Annotated in this window: 19 protein-coding genes; 11 read left to right on the top strand and 8 right to left on the bottom strand. The window is 51.4% G+C overall.

Going from position 1 to position 20573, the window contains the following annotated elements; all coding sequences use genetic code 11:
* Positions 1 to 2: 2 nt before the first annotated feature.
* The 10 genes from coxB (at position 3) to Pan241w_RS04465 (ending at position 9832) form a co-directional block, all read left to right on the top strand.
* On the top strand, positions 3 to 839 hold the full coding sequence (gene coxB, locus Pan241w_RS04510; protein WP_145211582.1) for a cytochrome c oxidase subunit II: 837 nt from the start codon (positions 3 to 5) through the stop codon (positions 837 to 839).
* On the top strand, positions 836 to 2677 hold the full coding sequence (locus Pan241w_RS04505; protein WP_145211579.1) for a cytochrome c oxidase subunit I: 1842 nt from the start codon (positions 836 to 838) through the stop codon (positions 2675 to 2677). The genes coxB and Pan241w_RS04505 overlap by 4 nt, the downstream gene beginning before the upstream one ends.
* A 27-nt stretch (positions 2678 to 2704) precedes the next feature.
* Positions 2705 to 3670 (top strand): COX15/CtaA family protein, encoded by a 966-nt coding sequence (locus Pan241w_RS04500; protein ID WP_145211576.1) that lies wholly within the window; start codon positions 2705 to 2707, stop codon positions 3668 to 3670.
* A gap of 1 nt (position 3671) precedes the next feature.
* Complete coding sequence (gene cyoE / locus Pan241w_RS04495) at positions 3672 to 4604, top strand: heme o synthase (RefSeq protein ID WP_145211573.1); 933 nt, start codon at positions 3672 to 3674, stop codon at positions 4602 to 4604.
* A gap of 66 nt (positions 4605 to 4670) precedes the next feature.
* On the top strand, positions 4671 to 5687 hold the full coding sequence (locus Pan241w_RS04490; protein WP_232107353.1) for a cytochrome c oxidase subunit 3: 1017 nt from the start codon (positions 4671 to 4673) through the stop codon (positions 5685 to 5687).
* A gap of 79 nt (positions 5688 to 5766) precedes the next feature.
* Positions 5767 to 6177, top strand: coding sequence for a cytochrome C oxidase subunit IV family protein (locus tag Pan241w_RS04485; RefSeq protein WP_145211570.1), 411 nt, complete (start codon positions 5767 to 5769; stop codon positions 6175 to 6177).
* Complete coding sequence (locus Pan241w_RS04480) at positions 6167 to 7129, top strand: ABC transporter ATP-binding protein (protein WP_145211567.1); 963 nt, start codon at positions 6167 to 6169, stop codon at positions 7127 to 7129. The genes Pan241w_RS04485 and Pan241w_RS04480 overlap by 11 nt, the downstream gene beginning before the upstream one ends.
* Positions 7126 to 7986, top strand: a complete 861-nt coding sequence (locus Pan241w_RS04475) for an ABC transporter permease (RefSeq protein ID WP_145211564.1) — start codon at positions 7126 to 7128, stop codon at positions 7984 to 7986. Before Pan241w_RS04480 ends, Pan241w_RS04475 begins: the two co-directional genes overlap by 4 nt.
* 44 nt (positions 7987 to 8030) lie before the next feature.
* On the top strand, positions 8031 to 9431 hold the full coding sequence (locus Pan241w_RS04470) for a DUF420 domain-containing protein (protein ID WP_145211561.1): 1401 nt from the start codon (positions 8031 to 8033) through the stop codon (positions 9429 to 9431).
* A gap of 89 nt (positions 9432 to 9520) precedes the next feature.
* Positions 9521 to 9832 carry a hypothetical protein gene (locus Pan241w_RS04465; protein ID WP_145211558.1) on the top strand — a complete coding sequence of 104 codons (312 nt, stop codon included), beginning with the start codon at positions 9521 to 9523 and terminating at the stop codon, positions 9830 to 9832.
* Between the two features lie 21 nt (positions 9833 to 9853).
* Here the strand turns inward: Pan241w_RS04465 and Pan241w_RS04460 are convergent, their stop codons facing one another.
* Positions 9854 to 10795 (bottom strand): hypothetical protein, encoded by a 942-nt coding sequence (locus Pan241w_RS04460; protein ID WP_145211555.1) that lies wholly within the window; start codon positions 10793 to 10795, stop codon positions 9854 to 9856.
* 321 nt (positions 10796 to 11116) lie between these two features.
* Here Pan241w_RS04460 and Pan241w_RS04455 point away from each other — a divergent pair, with 321 nt between their 5' ends.
* A complete protein-coding gene (locus Pan241w_RS04455; protein ID WP_145211552.1) occupies positions 11117 to 11437 on the top strand; it encodes a Dabb family protein in 321 nt (106 codons plus the stop codon).
* A 19-nt stretch (positions 11438 to 11456) separates the two neighbouring features.
* Here the strand turns inward: Pan241w_RS04455 and Pan241w_RS04450 are convergent, their stop codons facing one another.
* The 7 genes from Pan241w_RS04450 to Pan241w_RS04420 all read right to left on the bottom strand — a co-directional run bounded on the left by Pan241w_RS04450 (position 11457) and on the right by Pan241w_RS04420 (position 19749).
* Positions 11457 to 12233 carry an ABC transporter ATP-binding protein gene (locus tag Pan241w_RS04450; RefSeq protein ID WP_145211548.1) on the bottom strand — a complete coding sequence of 259 codons (777 nt, stop codon included), beginning with the start codon at positions 12231 to 12233 and terminating at the stop codon, positions 11457 to 11459.
* Positions 12234 to 12248: 15 nt separating this feature from the next.
* Positions 12249 to 13286, bottom strand: coding sequence for a FecCD family ABC transporter permease (locus tag Pan241w_RS04445; RefSeq protein ID WP_145211546.1), 1038 nt, complete (start codon positions 13284 to 13286; stop codon positions 12249 to 12251).
* A 3-nt stretch (positions 13287 to 13289) separates the two neighbouring features.
* Positions 13290 to 14309, bottom strand: coding sequence for an ABC transporter substrate-binding protein (locus Pan241w_RS04440; protein WP_145211543.1), 1020 nt, complete (start codon positions 14307 to 14309; stop codon positions 13290 to 13292).
* Between the two features lie 135 nt (positions 14310 to 14444).
* A complete protein-coding gene (gene metE, locus Pan241w_RS04435) occupies positions 14445 to 16763 on the bottom strand; it encodes a 5-methyltetrahydropteroyltriglutamate--homocysteine S-methyltransferase (RefSeq protein ID WP_145211540.1) in 2319 nt (772 codons plus the stop codon).
* 696 nt (positions 16764 to 17459) lie between these two features.
* Positions 17460 to 17951: an ankyrin repeat domain-containing protein gene (locus Pan241w_RS04430; RefSeq protein WP_145211537.1), complete on the bottom strand. Its 492-nt coding sequence runs from the start codon at positions 17949 to 17951 to the stop codon at positions 17460 to 17462.
* Between the two features lie 186 nt (positions 17952 to 18137).
* Positions 18138 to 18650, bottom strand: coding sequence for a carboxypeptidase-like regulatory domain-containing protein (locus Pan241w_RS04425; RefSeq protein ID WP_145211534.1), 513 nt, complete (start codon positions 18648 to 18650; stop codon positions 18138 to 18140).
* 112 nt (positions 18651 to 18762) lie between these two features.
* A complete protein-coding gene (locus tag Pan241w_RS04420; RefSeq protein WP_145211531.1) occupies positions 18763 to 19749 on the bottom strand; it encodes a DUF1559 domain-containing protein in 987 nt (328 codons plus the stop codon).
* Between the last annotated feature and the right edge of the window lie 824 nt (positions 19750 to 20573).

Here is a 20573-nt window from a genome sequence, read left to right as displayed (position 1 = left end):
TAGTGGGTAAAGGATGGTGTTTATTTTTTCTGTTCTGGCCAATCGCGGCCGTCGTGTCTTGCGCGATGGCTCCCTGGATCGGCTGGTCTTTCCCCTATGACAATGCGCAAGCCGCCAGTAACCTGGGCATTCGCATTGACGGGTTGTTTTATTTAATCCTGATCGTAACCGCCATCGTATTTGTCGGCACCCAGGCAGCGATCGTGTATGCTCTGTGGCGCGGTGCAAATAACCGCGAAGAACGTGCAGACTGTGTCCACGGCAACCATAAACTGGAACTCGTCTGGTCAATCATCCCCGGAGTAATCCTCTTGTTTCTGGCCATTTACCAGATGAATATCTGGGCTGATTTCCGTATCAAAAAGTTTTACCCGGAAGTCGCCGTCAAAGCCCCGATCGCCGAAGTCACCGCGCGTCAGTTTGAATGGCGTTTTCGTTACCCCGCCATCGGCAAAAAACTTCAGCAAAAACCCCAGCCTGACGACCTGCATTCCGTGAATGAACTGCACGTTCCCTTCGGCAAACCAGTCATGATTCAGCTTCGCAGCGACGACGTGCAACACTCGTTTTTTCTGCCCGCATTACGAATTAAGCAGGATGCCCTGCCCGGCTTACAGATCCCCGTCTGGTTCGAAGCCAACAAACCCGGCACCTATGATCTGGTCTGTGCTGAGCTGTGTGGCTGGGGTCACTATAAGATGAAAGCCCATGTCATCGTACAACCTGAAGAAGAGTATCAGGAATATCTGAAAACCCTCACCGAGCAACAATTCTACGATGGACTCGGAAAAATTGCCGCCACGGAGAACGGCTCGGAGAGTGAGGCGACTGAGAAATGAGTGTATTGAATCCATCACCTACCGGACTGCAGCCGATCCTGAAACCGCAGGCGCATCATGCGCCCGGTAACTTCATCACGAAATATATCTTTTCCACCGATCATAAAGTCATCGCGATTCAGTTTCTGTTTACGACACTGCTGATGATGATTGTCGGAGGTGCACTGGCACTCGCCGTTCGCTGGCAACTGGCGTTCCCCTGGGAATCAATGCCGATTGTCGGCCCCTGGCTGTTCGCCGCCGAAGGCGGGCAGATTTCTCCCGAATTCTACACCATGCTCTTCACGATGCATGCTACCGTGATGATCTTCCTGGTGATCATTCCAATTCTGGCAGGCACGTTCGGAAACTTCCTGATCCCACTGATGATCGGTGCCGACGATATGGCGTTTCCCAAGCTCAACATGCTGAGCTACTGGTTTATGTGGCCCGCGATTGCCTGCTTCGGCATGAGCTTCGCGTACGCGGGAGGCCCGGCCGCCGGTTGGACCTCCTATCCGATTCTGGCCGACCTGCCTCAGGCAGCCCCCGGTTCGGGAACTGCACAAACTTACTGGCTGCTGGGCGTCACCTTCATTGGTTTCTCATCGATGATGGGTTCGATCAACTATATGACGACCATCATCAATATGCGTGCCCCCGGCATGACCTTCTTCCGTATGCCGATGACGATCTGGGGACTGTTTATCACAGCCATCCTGCAAGCCTTCGCTCTGCCCGTGCTGACAGCCGGCGGATTCATGCAGGTCACTGACCGTCTACTGGGAACCTGTTTCTTTTATCCGTCCGGACTGGTCATCAACAACGCTGCCCCCACCGTCGGCGGTGGGCAGGCTCTGTTATGGCAGCACCTGTTCTGGTTCTATTCACACCCGGCTGTTTACATCATGCTGCTCCCTGTGATGGGCATGGTCTCTGATATGCTCAGCTGCATGTGCCGCAAACCACTGTTCGGATATAAGCCAATGGTAATCTCGATGTCGGCCATCGCCAGCCTCGGATTCATCGTCTGGGGCCACCACATGTATACAAGCGGCATGAATCCCGCCGTCGGCATGGCCTTTATGGTCGCCACCATGATGATCGCCCTTCCCTCGGCCGTCAAAACCTTCAACTGGACCGCCACCATCTGGGGTGGAAAAGTTCAATTTAACACCGTCACCTTAAATTGCATCGGCTTTTTGTCGATGTTCATCGTCGGCGGACTCAGCGGAATCTTCATGGCTGCTGTCCCGGTCGATGTCTATTTTCACGATACCTATTTCATCGTCGCCCACTTCCATTATGTACTGTTTGGTGCCACCCTGTTTGGCGTCTTTGCCGCCATCCAGTTCTGGTTCCCGAAAATGTTCGGCCGCATGATGAATGAGAAGCTGGGCAAAACGCATTTCGTGCTGACCTTCATCGGTGCCAACGGAACGTTTTTCCCAATGCACTTTCTCGGAATGCAGGGCATGCCCCGCCGCTATGCAGACCCCTATCTGCACGGCTACCTGGAGCATCTCCTGCCGATGAATCAGTTCATGACGATCTCTGCGATTGTCATGGGAGCCGCTCAAATCCTGCTGTTCATCAATATTTTCTACAGCATGTTCTGGGGCCCTAAAGCGGGTCGCAACCCCTGGCACGCAACAACCCTGGAGTGGACCGCGCCTTCGCCGCCACCGCATGGCAACTTTGATGTGCTTCCGATCGTCTTCCACGGCCCGAACGAATATGCCGTCCATAATGGGGATCACGACTTCCTGATGCAGACCGAAAAGGAATGTCAGCCCCCCAAACCAGCTGAAGCAGACGAAAATAACGATACAGACAACGATCAGGAACAATCCAGTTAACCAGCTTTTAAAGTATCAAGTAGTTTTATGAACCAGCAACAATATCATCCGTGGCTCTTTAGAATCGCACTGGCGACCGCTGTCGCTACGCTGCCGCTGATGATTATGGGTGGCCATGTCACCACCGAAGGTTACGGTATGGCAGTAGACGGCTGGCCGAGTTCTGACGGGCAAAATATGTTTACTTACCCCATATTCGGTTTACCCACTGATAAATTTTTTGAGCACGTACACCGACTGCTGGGGACGCTGGTCGGCTTCTTATCTATTGTACTGGTCATTGTTGCCTTTAAAGTCGAACAGCAAAAATGGATCCGGAATATCTGTATCGCGGTTCTGGTCTGTGTCATCATTCAAGGCATCCTGGGAGGCACACGCGTCACGGAAAACAGCAAGGCCCTCGCGATGGCACATGGACTCTTCGGTGCCTGTGTCTTTACGCTGATGGCCTTTCTGACGATGGTCACTGGCAAACGCTGGATTGCGATCGGCAATGATCCCCCCGCGCTACCTGCAGGCTATGGACGCCGTCTGGCAATCACGGTGCCACTGGTTGTCCTCTTTCAATATTTCCTGGGGGGATTCCTCAGACACTTTAAAATCGGCCTGCATCCGCACATGAGCTTTGCATTTGTGGTTTTGATCTTCGTGATCATTGAATTTCGCAGCGCTCGCAAGTCGGGTGTCAAATGGCTGAAACGACCCGCCATGGGCATGCTGCATATTGGTATCTTCCAGATCCTGCTCGGGATTGGTGCCTGGATGACCACATTTGGATTGCCCGCTGCTGGAATCGTTGCAGAAATCGGTTCCTGGCAACAATCGCTGTTCCGCACCGCGCACTTGATTACCGGGATCTTGTTCCTGATGACAACGACCTTGTACTCCATCCGGGTCTTCCGTCTTCATCAACTCAATAAAACAAATAACATACAGTCGGGACAAACTCTCTCCGCTACTGATTCCTTACCGAATGCCGAAGGTAACGCTTAATATGTCGACCACACAACAATCCTATATCGCCGTTGAAGAATCGAAAGCTGCCGCCAAACCTGTCAGTCTGGCCCGGCTTTCTGATTACATTGAATTGATCAAACCGCGAATCTCGACGATGGCGTTGATCTCGGTGGCACTGGGCTACACTCTGGCCAGCGCTCACTCCTGGTCATTACTGCCATTGATTCACGCGATGCTCGGCATTGGTTGTGTTGCCGTGGGATGCAATTCGCTGAACCAGTTGCTGGAAATCAAAAGCGATGCCCTGATGACGCGGACCGCGAATCGGCCGCTGCCCTCCGGCAGAATCTCACTCTCCGAAGTACTCATCTTTGGAATTACCGCGGCTCTCTTCGGCATCTTCTATCTGGCGATCATGGTGAATTTACTGACCGCTTTCTTATCAATGATGACTCTGGTCCTGTACGTCCTCGTATATACACCGCTCAAACGCTTTACCTCGCTCTGCACGACCATCGGTGCGATTCCCGGTGCCATGCCTCCCATTCTGGGCTGGACGGCTGCCGGCGGAAATTTGAATACATCCTCCTTTACCATCTTCGCGATCATGTTCTTCTGGCAGTTCCCGCACTTTCTGGCGATCGCCTGGCTCTATCGTCATCAGTACCATCAGGCCGGCCTGAAAATGTTACCCGCTGCTGAGCCAGCTCGCGGTACCATTGGCTGGATGTGCGTGATCTATGCTACGCTGCTGATTCCTGTCAGCCTGCTTCCTCAGTATGTCTCCCTGGCGGGCACACTGTATTCCGCTGTCGCATTCGTACTCGGAGTCGGTTACCTGATTTTTTCGATCCGATTTTTAATTGATGAATCCCGGAAAACAGCCCGGGAGCTAATCTGGTTCTCGCTGGTTTATCTCCCCGTTATGCTATTAACACTGACTTGGGATCGACTGCAACTTTTTAACTGATTTTTCCACAAGAGACCGTTTCAGAGACCAACCGCTGGTTGCGCACCTGTGAAGTGAAAGATACCAATGAGTCACGAAAGTAATTCACCACAATATCGCATGGGACTTCCCATACCACATTCCAAATTAGGCATGTGGCTGTTTCTGGCAACAGAAATCATGTTCTTCTCTGCCTTCATTGGCGCTTACATTGTGCTCCGCGCCGGTTCTCCCGGCTGGCCCACCGATGCCGAAATCACGCACATCCGCATCTGGGCAGGCGGACTGAATACATTCGTGCTGATTCTCTCCAGTTACTTTGTTGTCGTCGCACTGGAAGGCATGAAAGCGGAAGACTTTGCCAAAGCACGCCGCTACCTCGTTCTGGTCTTTCTGCTGGCCTGTGTCTTTCTGGGTATTAAAGCATACGAATATTCGGGTAAATTTGAATACGACATCCTGCCCGGACACATTCCCGAAACACCGCAAATGGCCATTGATAAATCAATGCGGGAAATGAAACAGGTCATTGACAACCGCACCATTGCTCTGGCCAACGCTACCAAACTCCCGGAAAAAGCAGAACCTGCGAATCCCGAAGAAACAGTCGAATTGTCCGGCGTCAAAGACGAAAAAACGGAAGCGCTCGAAACGCCCATCGAAGAACTCCAACAACAACTGAGGACAGAACTGGACTCGCCGGATACATCCGCAGCCCGAAAAAAAGAACTCACCGCGTTCTTCGCACTCGAGAATAAATACCGGGAATTAAATAAACAGGCCCTCGATGAATCGATCACGCTGCCCGAGATGAATCAAGAACTCGAGACGCTCAAGAAAAATCCGGAGTACGGTGCCTTCCTTGCTCCCGTGCATCACTTGCAACCAATTATCTACGGAAACCTGTTCGCTTCCGTTTACTTCCTGCTGACCGGATTTCATGCACTGCATGTTGTCATCGGCATGATTCTGTTCCTGATTGTACTGGTCCAGGGAAAACGACTTTGTGAGAAATGGAATGATTATGTCGAAAACATTGGCCTGTATTGGCACTTTGTAGACTTGGTCTGGATCTTCCTGTTCCCACTGATTTACATTATTTAAACGAGTTGAAATCATCTGAGTTCGCAGAAAACACCTACGCGTCAATCTGCCCGTTGATCTTTTTGAGAGTTATTACACGATGTCTGAATCACCAACTCACTCGTATGTCAAATACTCAACCATCTTTTATGCCCTCTGCGTCTGCACTGTGCTCTCTATCATTTTCGATGTCCTCGATCTGAAGGAAAAAGATGTCGTGGGCATCAAGGGATTTATCCTGCTCGCATTTCTGGTGCTGGCGGTTGCCTGTGCGAAAGCCCTGTTCGTGATGATTTATTTCATGCACCTTAAGTTCGAAGGCAAATGGAAATACGTCCTGCTCAGCCCGACCATCATTCTGGCGATGGGGCTGACCATCGCGATGACACCCGATATCGGCATTCATTATTACACAAATGAATCACCACAGATCGATTATCTGAAACAGGCACAACAGGCGAGTTCCGAAGATAGCTCTGCCAAAAACGCCGAAAACAGTCATGCCCAGTAATCCACAATTTCAGGAAACGGCTTCCCAAATCTGTGTCAACGAAATCTCGCACCGATACGGCGAACGGCTGGCTCTGAATCAACTCAGTTTCGAAGTCCGCACCGCAGAAATCTTCGGCCTACTGGGACCGAACGGCGGCGGAAAAACAACCCTGTTCCGCCTGCTCTCAACACTCCTGCCAATCCAGTCCGGTTCCGCCTCGATTGCCGAACTGGATCTCGCGACACACGCACGACAGATCCGCACGTTGATCGGCGTGACTTTTCAATCCCCCAGCCTGGACGGCAAATTAACGGTGCAGGAAAACCTGAAACACCAGGCTCACCTTTACGGCATTTCCGGAGCATTAATGCGGGAACGCATTCAATCGGCGCTGCAACATCTGGGACTGACCGACCGCAGACACGATCTTGCAGAATCGTTGTCCGGCGGTTTGAAACGTCGCGTGGAAATCGCCAAAGGTCTGTTGCATTCGCCAAAAGTCCTGTTGCTTGATGAACCGAGTACCGGCCTCGATCCTGGCGCACGACACGATCTATGGAAATATCTGAAACAGCTGCAGCACGAAGAGGGTGTGACCATTCTCATCACAACCCACTTAATGGAAGAAGCAGAACACTGTGACCGATTGGGAATTCTGCATCAGGGTGAACTGGTAGCGCTGGGAACCCCCGATGAATTGCGGGCTTCGGTCGGCGGCGACTGCCTCACAATTCACTCGGACAATCTCGAACAACTGAGCCAACAAATCTCAGCAAAGTTCGGCGTCACCCCACAGATGGTTAATCATAGCCTGCGACTGGAACATGCCCGCGGACACGAATTCCTCAAAGACCTGATCGACGCCCTTCCGGAACTCGTCACATCTGTCTCGCTTGGGAAGCCGACACTCGAAGATGTCTTCATCCATGAAACCGGCCATCAATTCTGGCAAGCGGAGGAATTAGTATGAACCACCTCGCTTCGCTCCCGCCTGCTGGAACTACTAAATTGTTTTTGCTGCCGATCATGACACTCGCGCAGCGCGAAGTGGTTCGCTTTGTCCGACAACGCACCCGCGTGATTGGCGCCTTGATTCAGCCAATCCTGTTCTGGATTCTGTTCGGAGCCGGCTTGCGCGGTTCCTTCAAAGCCCCCGCATGGGCCACGGCCGGCATGACCTACCAGGAATATTTCTTCCCCGGCGTCGCTGTCATGATTTTAATGTTCACGGCGATCTTCTCCACGATCTCCATCATCGAAGATCGCAAGGAAGGTTTCCTGCAAGGAGTTTTAGTCTCGCCCGTTCCCCGCACCTCGATCGTGCTCGGAAAACTGCTCGGCGGAACGATCCTTGCTGTTTTACAAGCTGTCCTGTTTATCTTTCTCGGTCCCCTGTTAAAGATTGTCGGATTAGCGCCCGATTTTGAAACGGGAATCACACTCGCCGGTCTGGTGCCGCTGATCCTGTTTCTGTTCCTGCTCGGCTTCAGCCTGACGGCCCTCGGCTATCTGATTGCCTGGCCGATGGAATCCACACAAGGGTTTCACGCCATCATGTCCGTCTTTTTAATGCCCATGTGGTTACTCTCCGGTTCCTTTTTCCCCGCTGGTGAATCGGGCTGGCTTTCCTGGATCATTCGGGCCAACCCCTTAACTTACGGCGTCACCGGCCTGCGCCGGATTCTGACATCGGGACCGGGGCTGCCAAGTGCCCCCGGTAATCCTTCCATGATTGTCTGCCTGACTGTCACTGCTCTCGTGTGTATAATTTATGTAGCTATCGCCATCTGGATGACGCAACAACGGGCCACCCGAAACGCCCGTTAATGTCGCGAAATCGAATACTTAATCACAAATAAAGATCTTTCAGAATGAACGAGACTAAACGAATCCGACGCATTCCCCTTTTTTTGATCATCATTCTCTGGGTACTGGTCGCCATCAGCGCGTTCGCCACCTGGAATCTGAAAAAGGAACACGATCTCGCCTTAGAACAAATCAAAACTGAGGAAGCAGCCTCCGCGCAAGCGAAAAAGGAAGCGCCGGAAGAGGGCACTATCGAAGTCAAATCCGATGCTCCGATCTGGCCGGAAGAGGGCATCGAGGATTTCTCGCTCACCGAACGTAGTGGTAAGACAGTCACGAAAAAAGATCTGCTGGGAAAACCGTGGGTGGCCTGCTTTGTGTTTACCCGTTGCGCTGGTCCCTGCCCCCGTGTGTCGGGTCAGTTTTATCAATTGCAAAAAGATCTGAAAGACCTGGACTTCAAGTTGGTCACGATCACCGTCGACCCGAAAAACGACACACCCGAAGTCTTAACTCAATATGCAGAGTCTGTCGGAGCCGACCCGGAAAAATGGCTGTTTTTGACCGGCGATCAGAAAGACATCTTCCATTTGATAGAAAAAAGTTTTCTGATGCCCGTTCAGGAAAACACAGGCCCGGCCCGTAAGCCCGGATTCGAAGTCATCCACACCACCAACGTCATGCTGGTTGATAAAAATGGACGCGTCCTCGGAAAATATAACGCCGTCAATGACGAAGAACTGGCGGCACTGCGAAAAGCAGTTCGCAAACTAATCGAGGATGACAAACCGGAAGAGAAGAAAACAGAGACGAAGGAAGTTAAACCAGACGAGCCTCCCAAACCAGTTACGCCCCCGAAAGCCGGAATGGTCTCGCTGAGTCCACTCATATTTCCCATGATCTCGAAGGCACTGACATCAACACTCTTCGCGCAAGCAGAAACCGAACAGCCAGCGGTGGAAGAAGAAGTTGTCACAGAAGAAACGAGAGAACAACCGGAAGAAGTCAAAACGGCACCTGAATGGGTAATGCAGCTTCCCGCCGTCAACGCCGTCTTGAATGGACTGGCGACCATTCTACTGATGGTCGGTTACTGGTTCATTCGCAAAGGGGAAAAAGAGAAACATAAAAAAACCATGCTGACGGCCTTCGGAACCTCGATTCTCTTCCTGGGCTTCTATCTGCTGTACCACTTTGCTCTGCAAAGCTACACCGGAAATGCGTCGCGCAAATTTGAAGGCGAAGGCCTGATCAGACCGATTTACTATTTCATTCTGCTCACACACGTCGTCCTTGCCGCAGCAGTACCCGTACTGGCCTGGGTAACGATCCGACGCGGACTGAAACAGCAGTGGAAAGCGCATCGCCGCATCGCCAAAATCACCTTCCCGATCTGGCTGTATGTCTCGATCACCGGCGTGGTGATCTATTTCATGCTGTATCACTTGCCCGGTGGCACCGCCTGAGAAGTGTACATAATTCGGTTGGCTTAGGCTCTTATATTTGTTATTGTAGAGCCTGTCAGACCATCATTGTTACAAAAGTGATTTCACACATGTTTAAGCGACATTCATTGATTCGATCCTGTTTACTCGCCAGCGCATTGCTCGGCCTGTTTTCCAGTCCCGCCGTCATTAGTCAGGCTGCAGCCTGTCCGATGTGTAAACAGTTGAATGAAACCGACGATCAGAAACCGCGCGCTTACATGTATAGCATCACTTTCATGCTCACCATGCCTGCCATTCTGCTGTCCGGTTTTGGCGTCGCGTTCTACAAGATGAACCGTCGTGAGCAGCAGGCATTGCGCGAGCAAGAAAAAAACCGGACCCCGCATTCATCAGATGCAGACTCCGGTTCAAATGAGTGATATTCTCACAAAGCTGATCAGTTAGTTGAGGCTTTGTCGGCGAGGCGTATTCCAGACAGTCGCAGCAGACGGTGCTGGCACAAATGCCCCTCTTGCGTTTGCAGTTCGTGAAGCAGAATCATCGTAGGCAGACTGCGTTTTCAAGTACGAATTTTGCGAAGGAATCGTCTGCCAGTCTGAGTTGGACTGAAGTTCTGGAGTTTGAAGTACGGTCGGACTTGTTGTAAAAGCCGGTCCCGAACTTGCCAGAGCAGGCCCTGAAGTCGTTCCGCCCCAGGAAACAGCCGGTTGGGCTGCCACAGTTGGATACGCGGGCACAGTAGGATAAGCTCCCACAGTCGGTGCCAGTGTTGGATACGCGCCCATATCCAATGACGTCGAAGACATTGGCGTAGGCGTGGGAACTGTCGAAGGGACTGGGGTTGGTGTCGAAGGAACAATCGAAGGACTGAGCATGGAAGGCGTTCCATTCATACAGTCGGTACAGGTCGAGGGAGAACTCATCACAGGAACTCGCTTACGAACCTGATATGGTTGTCGCACATACGTTGTTTCACGACGATAGCAAGTCTGGGGAATCTGTTTAGTGACCATTTTAGGAACCCAGACGCGTTGCCAGCATCCTTCATCCACCGTAACCTGCTTATAGGTGGTCACAGGCACGTTTCGAGTCTGGGGAATCATGCGATATTCGGTGCAGATAATGTCCTGATAGCAGACCCGTGGCGGAGGCGGTGTGCAGACACCGGGGCAACAGGATGTCACAGGAGCACAGCGACGGAAATAACGCCGGGCCAGTTTGCGACAACGATGACCGCAACGACTATGCTGTGGATAACAACAACGTGTTCCGCATCGGTTAAACAACCGACCGCCGAAGATGTGTGCTTCCGCTTCATTGTTGCTGGAAAATAAAGTTAAGACTGAGGCGACAATTACTAAATTTCGAATCCAGGGGGACATCGAAAAACTCCTTTTTTTGCTAAGTGTGCTGGATGGCACTCCTTGATTTCGTCTCTGTTTCCCACAAATGGAAACACTGGCTCGACGGGATGAACCGAAACGAAGAACCCACCTTTCTCATTTATCGGCATAATCGTTAAAGTCTCTTTATTTTAAATTTCACAATTTACGAAATTCATTCGCCCCCCGTTCCAGTGACATTGGGGCCACATTTTGAGAAGATAGGTAAATGAAATCAGACACTTTTACTCTGGTTTGTTTCCTTAAAATCATGACACGATACAACTTAAGCACTCTAACACACACAGAAGGAACCGACCGATGGCCGACACCCAACTGGCGCACATGGTTTATTTCACCCTCAAAGATGATTCTCCTGCCTCCATAGAGGCGATGGTAGAGGCCTGTCACAAATATCTGAAAGCTCATCCGGGCGTGGTGTACTTTTCCGCCGGTTCGCGTGGCCCTGAATTTCAACGGGAAGTCAATGATCAGGAATTTCACGTCGCCTTGAATGTCGTCTTTGACAGCAAAGAGTCGCACGACAAGTATCAAGTCGTCGACGATCACCTCACCTTCATTGCGGAAAATAAGGAGAAGTGGGCCAAAGTGCGCGTCTTTGACAGCTACGTTCGCAGCTAGCCGAAACGATGTGAATCCATCAGAGGACGGGCACAATCAACGGCGTCTGATATTCCGGGTGCGGCACCACTTTGACTTTGGTCTGATAGACTTCCGTCAGCCGCGCCTCGGTCAGAACTTCTTCTCCGGTTCCCATCGCCGCGATGCGCCCCTGATGGAGCAACACAAACTGATCGGCAAAGCAACTGGCCAGATTCAAATCGTGAATCGTCAGCATCACGGTCAGATCCCGCTCATGTGCCAGGTCGCGAATCAATGACAGGATTTCGACCTGGTATTTCAAATCCAGCCCCGTTGTGGGTTCATCCAGACAAAGCACGTTTGTCTGTTGTGCCAGGGCCCGGGCAATTAACGTCCGCCGCCACTCTCCCCCGGATAGTTCGGTGATCTTTCTTTGACGCAATTCAGTCAGCCCCGTCTGCTGGAGCGCCTGTTCGACATGCGCCGCATCATCAGACTGGAAAGGCTGCACCCAACCTCGGTGCGAACTCCGGCCCAGTTGAACCGTTTCTTCCACCGTCATCGGCCATTGTGGCAGTTCCATTTGCGGTGAGAGTGCGAGTTTCTGTGCGATCTCTTTACGGGACAGCCGCCTGATCTCCTGACCTTCAATCAAAGCCTGTCCTTCTTTCACATCCACCAGATTAAACAGGGCGCGCAACAGGGTTGTTTTCCCCGAACCATTGGGCCCCAGTAAGACCATCACCTTGCCTGGCTCCACACACAGGGAGACCTGTTTCAATACGTCCCGGTCTGCGTAACCACAGGAAACCTGATTGAGTTCAAGCTGATTCATGCCGATTGCCTTTGCTCATTTGGTTTGTTGTCCGCGACTGATCAACAGGAAAAGAAAAAACGGGCAGCCCATCAACGCCGTCACAATACCCACCGGAATTTCCGCCGGTGCAATGATCGTTCGCGCCAGAGTATCCGCGACGACCATCAACGTCGCGCCCAACAGACAACTGCCGGGAATCAGCAAACTGTGCCGCGGTCCGAGCAGGATACGCGTCATATGCGGCGCGATCAAACCCAGAAATCCAATCACCCCCGAAACAGCCACGCACGCCGCCGTACATAATGTAGCTGCAATCAGAATCAGCATACGATATTTGCCAATCGACAGGCCCAGTGTCAGCGCCGTCTCATCACCAAACGAAAGTAAATCCAACGGACGCGACATCAGCCACAGCACGATTCCGCTGCCCAGAATCACCGGCCCTGCCATCATAATCTCATTCCAGTGTCGCCCCGAAAAGCTACCCAATAGCCAACTGAAAATCGTCGTCAGCATCTCGTGATTCAGAAACATGATCAGAGACACGAGTGCCCCGGTAAAGCTGCTGAGCGCCATACCTGCCAGGATTAATGTCAATAGCGGCGCATTGCGACCGATGTTACTCAGTGCCGCGATCACAAACACCGCGCAGACAACCAGAATCGCACCGGCAAACGCAGACAAAATCAACCACGGTATTTGCCAGGTCGCAGTGATGACAGTTGCGCTACCCGCAATGCAGAGTAGTGCCAATGTTGCTCCCAGCGCCGCACCACTCGAAGCACCAATCACAAAAGGGTCCGCCAGCGGATTACGAAAAACGCCTTGAAACGCCGCCCCCGCGACCGCCAGACCTCCGCCAACACAGGCCGCCAGAATCACGCGCGGCAAGCGAATTTGCCAGAGAATCGTCTCGACGTGCGAACCATCGGACGAGCTCCCGAGACCTTGCCAGATCTGGGCCAGGGAAAGCTCAACCGCTCCCAGGTGAATTCCCACCACAAGCGCCGTCAGCAGGAAACCCGCCAGCGGGATCATTCGCCAGACCAGAATACGTTGCCGGGGTTGCATGAACTATTGAGTCCGCTCTGAAGATGAGTGTGCCTGATATGCTTCAGGGTACAACGCCTGAGCCATTTTTTGTAGTCCCAGCACCACACGTGGCCCCGGCCGGGAAATGAGATCATCCTCAATCAGATAGATTCGCTGATTCTTTACCGCACTCATTTGCTTCCATCCTGGCCGTTCATGCAAACGAGAAATCGTCTCTGCCAAATCAGGAGCCTCCGCTTTTTTGGTTTGCGGCATCAGAATCACATCCGGATTGCGCACGATCAACGTCTCCTCGCTGACCTGGGGATACGCAATTTTCACATCCTCAAATACATTCTCTGCCCCAATCAAGTCGATCAACTCACCAATAAAAGAAGCGGGCCCCGCAGTCATCAACGGTTGGTCCCACACCTGGTAAAACACGCGCGGCGGGCCCTGTTTCTGATAAGGCGCTACCCGTTTCTGAATCGACTTTATCTCTTTTTTGATCTTCGCGATTAATTTTTCCCCCGCTTGAGTATGCCCCGTAGCACGGGAGATGCCCCGTATCGAGCGTTCGATGTCTGCCACCGATTGTGACTCAAACGATAAAACGGGGATCTTCAACTTGGTGAGTTGCTCTGCCAACTGGCGTTGATAATCGCCCCCCAGAAAGATCAGATCCGGCTTGAGCGCAACCAGCGTTTCCAGGCTCACACTACCCGGATTCGACAGTGCCACTTTTTCGAGCTGACCGGTTTCCTCAGGATAATTGCAGAACGTCGTACAGCCCACCATTTGCTTCCCTGCACCAACAGCATACAGAATTTCGGTATGCGACGGCAGCAGCGAAACAATCCGTAACGGCTTTTTCGGAACACTGACTTCCAGCCCCCGATCATCTTTAATGACGATCGGAAAATCCGCAACACTCTGCGCTTGCGTGATCTCAGTCGCAGGCGAATCGGAACGGGACGTCGTTTCAGAGGCCCCGGAACCACAGCCGGAACTCACGACCAGAGCCAGAAGTATCAAAATCGATTTATAATAATTGGTATTCATTAATCTGTTGGTATCGAATCCTCAAGAAAATTGGAAGCGGCATACATTCTACATTATCAAATCAGCCCGGAATGAACGTTTTTGCGCATTCCGGAGCTGATCACATGATTCTCCAGAAAACCATAACACTGGAAATCAGTTTGCAGGTTTCACTTTATCGCGCAACACTTTCGCGGCTTCCACCATGTTCTTCAACGACGGTTTCACCTCGTCCCATTTGCGTGTCTTAAGTCCGCAATCCGGATTCACCCATAACTGGCGAGGCTCCAGAACCTCCAGTGCTTTTTCCAGCAGCTCTTCCATCCACTCCACCGTCGGCACGCGAGGCGAATGAATATCATACACGCCGGGACCAATTTCATTCGGGTACCTGAACCGGGCAAACACATCCAGCAGTTCCATATTGCTCCGTGAGGTTTCAATCGAAATCACGTCGGCGTCCAGCGCGGCAATGGCTTCTATGATATCATTGAACTCAGAATAACACATGTGAGTATGAATCTGCGTCTCGTCTTTCACACCTGCTGACGCCAGGCGAAAACAATCAACGGCCCATTTCAGATAAACGTCCCAGTCGGAATGTAGTAACGGCAGGCCTTCGCGGACCGCCGGCTCATCAATCTGAATGATCTTGATGCCGGCCGCTTCCAGATCCAGAACTTCATCACGAATCGCGAGCGCGATCTGCTGACACGTTTCACTGCGAGGCTGGTCATCTCGCACAAACGACCATTGCAGAATCGTCACCGGCCCGGTCAACATGCCTTTCATCAGTTTCTCGGTACAGGACTGCGCGTACTTCGTCCACTTCACCGTCATCGGTCCTTTGCGCTGAATGTCACCGAAAATAATCGGCGGCTTCACACACCGGGAACCATAACTCTGCACCCAGCCGTTTTTGGTCGCGATAAAACCTTCCAGCTGTTCGCCAAAATATTCGACCATATCATTCCGTTCGGCTTCTCCATGCACCAGCACATCCAGGCCGACTTCTTCCTGGTAATGAATATCGTCGGCAATACAGTTCTCGAGAAATTCTTCATACGCCTCATCAGCAAGTTCACCTTTCTTATACGCGGCGCGCGCTTTGCGAATTTCATCGGTCTGCGGAAACGAGCCAATGGTGGTCGTGGGAAATAGAGGCAAGTCCAGATGAGCGGCCTGGACCACCTGACGTTCCGGGTACGGGGACTGTCGTTCCCGCATTGATTCGGTCACAGCCGCGCACCGCGTTTTGACATCGGTTCGATGTACGCGGGGTGAATTGCGACGGGCTTCAATGGCGGCCTGGTTTTCTGCCAGTTCAACGGCCACACTCTCTCGTCCCTGGTTCACGCACCGCGTCAACACAGCGATTTCTTCCAGCTTCTGCTGTGCGTAGGCTAGCCACTGTTTGAGTTCGTCATCCAGATCCGTTTCATCAGCCAGATCCACGGGAGTGTGCAGCAACGAGCAGGAAGGACCGATCAGAATCCGCTCCGCGCTAATTCGATTCACTGCCTTTTCAATCAAAGCCAGTGACTGTTCAAAATCGTTCTTCCAGATATTGCGCCCATCGACGATACCCAATGAAAGCGACGTCTCTTCGGGCAGCAGATCCAAAACCGCATCCAGTTGTTCCGGCGCTCGCACCAGATCAATGTGCAATGCATTTACCGGCAATGAAACAGCCGTCTGCAAATTTTCCTTTAGCGATCCAAAATAGGTTGCCAGTAAAATCTGCATTCCGCCGGTATGGTTCACGAGCTCATGATAAGCACGCTGAAAAGCGGCCTGCTGTGCTCCGGTCAAATCCAGCACCAGGCAGGGCTCATCGATCTGAACCCACGCCGCACCTGCTGCCGCCAACTTTGCCAACACGTCACAATAAACGGGCAACAGACGGTCCAGCAGACTCAACGGATCAATCTGTTCTTCCCAGGTCTTGCCCAGCAGCAGAAAGGAAACCGGCCCCAATAATACGGGACGGGTTTCAATCCCGAGTGCTTTCGCTTCGAGATATTCGTCCACCGGTTTAGTTGAAGAGAGTTGAAACTCCTGCTGTGCCTCGAATTCGGGAACGAGATAATGGTAGTTCGTGTCGAACCACTTGGTCATCTCCAGCGCCGCAACGCCGACGGTTGATGCAGTCACCGACTGGCCCCCTTTACCGCCCCGCGCCATCGCAAAATAGGTCGAAAAGTCAACGTTACCCCCAGACCATTCAAAACGTCTGGAAACCGCTCCCACCAGCGCCGCCGTATCCAGTACCTGATCGTAGAGCGAAAAATCGTTCGACGGAATATGCGTAAGTCCTGCTGTCTGCTGCTGTTTCCAGTGCGCGACCCGCAGTTCGTGACAGACAGACGACAATTCCGCTTCGTCAATTTTTCCAGACCAGAATTTTTCGACAGCCCACTTCAGTTCGCGCTGAGATCCAATACGGGGGAAACCTAAATTTGTCGCAATAGCCATGTGGTGGCTCCTTTTATTTTGAGAAGGATATTTGAAGTAACATGGCTACCGGCATTATACGCGTTCCAATTTGCGCACCGGTAGCCGGAACGTGTTTGTGACATTTTTGAACCGCAGGCGCACGCTGCGCGCAGACCGGAACTGTGTTCACAAACCGTGATAAAAAACAGTGAGTGGGTCGATGAGTTTAATGGTCCAAAACAGGACGCCGCATACTAGCCAACAAAAGTCGCCAGGTTCATACAGGCTGCGCGCAGGCAGAAACGTTCTTCAGATCAAAGAAAGCAACAGATCTGGAATCTGCGCGAAGAGATTCTAGATGCTCCGCGCAGAGACAGACGCATTCAGACCGTGATGCGCGCAAAAAGAGTGTCCGTTTCAGACCAAGGGCATGTCAGACTCAGCGTCGTCGGCGTCTCCAACCCGTCTGTATTCGGGCGAGACATACAGTCGGTCACACCAGTGGACGCGCTGCATATATAGAGTCATACCTGTTTTCCTGTGAAAACGAAAAGGGCGCTGGAAGAAAAACCCCATCAGGGTGCGTTCTCAATTCCAATTGCGACGAGAGTAACACGCGTTTCCCGTTTCGTCAACTTTAAATCAGTCAAAACGGTCATTCGGTGCAAGGATGAATTCTGACATCATGACACACAAATCAGTAGAGAAGTTCCCATTTTTTTGCCTGTTTTTCATTTAGTACAGTCCGATGATCTCATCAAATATTTGAACAACAGAAGTTCCATAACTCCTGGCAAACTCTCGTAAAGACAAGTTATTTTGATCCCTGGCATCCGGATCTGCCCCCAGTTCAAGCATTGCTTTTGTGGTTTCCAACGTAATTGGTTTACCGACTTGTATATGACAATCGATATCAGAATCTAATGCCTGGAATATCGGAGGGTAGTTACAATCTGCACTTGTATGAAGTAAATTCCGATCAACTTCCAAAAGCCCTTTGATCAATCGGACGTCTCTTTTCTCGCAGGCAAGATGCATTAAGGACCACCCCATTGGCGGAAATGATTGATGTAAATCCCCCCCTTCCTTGAGGAACTGTCTGACTTTGTCAAAGAAATCAGAATAAAACTTATCAGGGTTGTTCGAGTAGATCGTCCTGGCAAGATTCCCAAAGTCGTCATACTGATCACGGGCACACATTGCCTCAATCAACTCATCAAAACTCATCGGGCTTCTTTTCATGAAATAGTGCGAGGGGAATTATATCTCAAGTGGTTTTCTTTTGATATAAATCTTCCCTTTCCCGAAATATAGTCACTCGGCATACGATCAGAAAAAAGGGGAAGGTCTCTTTTGAGACCTTCCCCTTTAGTATCTTCCGACGAGCTGCAAACACCCCTTGAGACTCGATGATTAGTCTTGAAAAAACGAACGCGGGGGTTTGAATTTTGAGTCGAGCTGAAACTCGAATTTTGATTCCGGCGCTTTGACTGTGGCTCCCTGGACGATCGCATGCGGCTTGAACAGGTTATAGGCTGGGGGAATCTGTTCTTTCATCCCGACCCCACCTTGTTGGGAATCGGGAGGGATCGGAGACCCGTCCGGTAGTGTGAGCTTCGAGAAGGTCACACCGTACTCCCCCGGAGGGCAACCCGGATTCGAATGATAGTCGGTCAAAGTAAACTTGCCTGCTTCATCGGTCAGGCCAAATCCGCCATTCCCTTTTGTTCCGGCAGTGGGATGAAATTCCACCATCGCACCGACGAGCGGTTGACCATCCATCGCCACGGATCCCGAAACAGGAATCATTTCAATGTCGGGACCGGAATCCGAACCCCCGCAACCGGAAAGGGAAACAAGCAGAACCGCGAACGGTATTGCCAATCCTCGAGTCAATTTACGCGTCGTATGTAAGCAAGCACTCATGTTGATCCACCAGAGCTGAAAGAAGCAGGATTGATTAAGAGAAAAAGAGCCCGTCGCTCACGGGTATCCTCATCCGTGAGCGTGGGAACATCCCGGCAAACAAATTTCCGGATCAGAACTCGCCGAGTACCTGGCTGTCTTTGATCCGGGAGAGATTGGTGCGGGTCGTGGCATCGATGTTCTCGCTGATAAATCGCACAGCACCATCCGCGAGCAGGATCATACATCCTCCGACATGGGAACTTCCGGGCATACTGTAAGATCCCAGTACGCCGGGCCGTTCCGTCATCGGAGGAGTCCAGGAGCAACAGAGCCAGTAGTTGATTCCGCGGCTGTGGGCCAGGTTGACGCCATTGCCCGCGTAGACGCTACATCCCCAGTAGTTACCGGTTCCATCCCGCACCTGACGAGTCGTTTCGCATACCATGACAGTATTACTGGCGCCATCCTTGATCTTCGAAATATCGGAATTGGAATTCTCCCCGAAGAGCGCTCTCGTGGTAATTCCTTCATTTCCCCACAACGCCCAGGGTCCTGTGCCGGAGCTGACGCTGAACCCGTAGTTGGTCATGGCACTTCCCGAGACACCACAGCCGTAGTAGGAAGTCACGGAATTGTAGGTCTGGTTGTTGTCATCACTCGGACAATTGAAAACGGCGATGACCTTTTTTGTCAGTTCCATATTCGCGGTAATGTCCGCAGTCGACCCCATCACCGTTCCCGCACTGGTCGAAGACCACCCGCTGAACGTACTGTCGCGCTGGGCGGCGGTGAAGTTGAATTGATTATAAAGCGCAGACTGTTCCAGATAGGGCAGCAGCAGCGTCCAGCCGGATGTATTCAGAATCGGATCTCCGGCCTGCTTCCAGACCATGGCATTGTTGGCACTCGAGTAGGGGAACTTGGTGTGCGCGTCGTGATAATTGTGCAGCGCCAGGCCAAGCTGCTTCATATTATTCTTGCAGGAGGAACGGCGAGCCGCTTCGCGAGCCTGCTGCACGGCAGGGAGCAGCAATGCGATTAAAATGGCAATAATCGCGATGACAACGAGCAGTTCAATGAGGGTAAAACCCTTCTTTCTGGATATGTTCCTCGACATCAAATAACTCCCTCTTTAAATTCATAGGATTAGAAATAAATTCACAGGATTAGAAAGCGTTGAAGCTGGTATGTGTGATGCAGTGGTTTTGTGGTGATGTAATGGGGCAGGATACTCATAAGCAATGATTGATATTGTATTTCAGTTCTAACGTATTAGTAGTGGGAATAGAATGATATTTATTAAATATTTATTAAATAATGATTAAGCCGCTTATTCGACACGATGTCCTCAAATGACCATAAGTCCCTGAAATAAAAGGGAGTAGCCAACGAAAAAATCTGGCTACTGACTCACCTTCTGAATCGCCGTTTCCAGGAAAGAAAAAGGGGCTTACAGAATGCACAAGGAATTGTTTTCCAATCAGTAACTCATGTTCTTGTCCCGGTGTCGTAGTTGAGTGGTATGAAGCAAGAAAACGTTCAACCTGAAGGCTCGTCTAGAGGTCTTCAACAGGGGGAGGACAGAGCACCATGTTCCAGCACACAGTTCTGCAAAGAACGTGCCGCCGGGAGTATAAAAAGGTCGGTCAAAAAACCCAGCTCACCGGCCGCCAAAACACAACCTGTTTTCGAATATTGACTTACGGGAAATACTATTTCATCGTCTCAGAAATTTCGGACATCGAGACGACAGACAATAACTCAGTAAGTGCCATAACTTTTTGAAGATTGCCAATTAATTTCGCACCAGATCTCACCAGGATCACATGACGGTGAACTCTCCATTCCCTCATTTCAGGAGTGAACCTGTGACAGAATCAATACAGCGACCTGAGCGGGAACTGTACAGAAAGTATTATCCGGGACAAATCATTTTTCCAT

Origin of the sequence: Gimesia alba, from assembly GCF_007744675.1 — a bacterium.
GTDB lineage: Bacteria > Planctomycetota > Planctomycetia > Planctomycetales > Planctomycetaceae > Gimesia > Gimesia alba.
This window is presented reverse-complemented; position numbering and strand designations above follow the sequence as displayed.

What these genes read in the sequence shown, in the direction of transcription:
- Pan241w_RS04505 (WP_145211579.1), top strand. Translation starts at nt 836, where the DNA reads ATGAGTGTATTGAATCCATCACCTACCGGACTGCAGCCGATCCTGAAA.
- Pan241w_RS04500 (WP_145211576.1), top strand. Translation starts at nt 2,705, where the DNA reads ATGAACCAGCAACAATATCATCCGTGGCTCTTTAGAATCGCACTGGCG.
- cyoE (WP_145211573.1), top strand. Translation starts at nt 3,672, where the DNA reads ATGTCGACCACACAACAATCCTATATCGCCGTTGAAGAATCGAAAGCT.
- Pan241w_RS04490 (WP_232107353.1), top strand. Translation starts at nt 4,671, where the DNA reads ATGAGTCACGAAAGTAATTCACCACAATATCGCATGGGACTTCCCATA.
- Pan241w_RS04485 (WP_145211570.1), top strand. Translation starts at nt 5,767, where the DNA reads ATGTCTGAATCACCAACTCACTCGTATGTCAAATACTCAACCATCTTT.
- Pan241w_RS04480 (WP_145211567.1), top strand. Translation starts at nt 6,167, where the DNA reads ATGCCCAGTAATCCACAATTTCAGGAAACGGCTTCCCAAATCTGTGTC.
- Pan241w_RS04475 (WP_145211564.1), top strand. Translation starts at nt 7,126, where the DNA reads ATGAACCACCTCGCTTCGCTCCCGCCTGCTGGAACTACTAAATTGTTT.
- Pan241w_RS04470 (WP_145211561.1), top strand. Translation starts at nt 8,031, where the DNA reads ATGAACGAGACTAAACGAATCCGACGCATTCCCCTTTTTTTGATCATC.
- Pan241w_RS04465 (WP_145211558.1), top strand. Translation starts at nt 9,521, where the DNA reads ATGTTTAAGCGACATTCATTGATTCGATCCTGTTTACTCGCCAGCGCA.
- Pan241w_RS04460 (WP_145211555.1), bottom strand. Translation starts at nt 10,795, where the DNA reads ATGTCCCCCTGGATTCGAAATTTAGTAATTGTCGCCTCAGTCTTAACT.
- Pan241w_RS04455 (WP_145211552.1), top strand. Translation starts at nt 11,117, where the DNA reads ATGGCCGACACCCAACTGGCGCACATGGTTTATTTCACCCTCAAAGAT.
- Pan241w_RS04450 (WP_145211548.1), bottom strand. Translation starts at nt 12,233, where the DNA reads ATGAATCAGCTTGAACTCAATCAGGTTTCCTGTGGTTACGCAGACCGG.
- Pan241w_RS04445 (WP_145211546.1), bottom strand. Translation starts at nt 13,286, where the DNA reads ATGCAACCCCGGCAACGTATTCTGGTCTGGCGAATGATCCCGCTGGCG.
- Pan241w_RS04440 (WP_145211543.1), bottom strand. Translation starts at nt 14,309, where the DNA reads ATGAATACCAATTATTATAAATCGATTTTGATACTTCTGGCTCTGGTC.
- metE (WP_145211540.1), bottom strand. Translation starts at nt 16,763, where the DNA reads ATGGCTATTGCGACAAATTTAGGTTTCCCCCGTATTGGATCTCAGCGC.
- Pan241w_RS04430 (WP_145211537.1), bottom strand. Translation starts at nt 17,951, where the DNA reads ATGAGTTTTGATGAGTTGATTGAGGCAATGTGTGCCCGTGATCAGTAT.
- Pan241w_RS04425 (WP_145211534.1), bottom strand. Translation starts at nt 18,650, where the DNA reads ATGAGTGCTTGCTTACATACGACGCGTAAATTGACTCGAGGATTGGCA.
- Pan241w_RS04420 (WP_145211531.1), bottom strand. Translation starts at nt 19,749, where the DNA reads ATGTCGAGGAACATATCCAGAAAGAAGGGTTTTACCCTCATTGAACTG.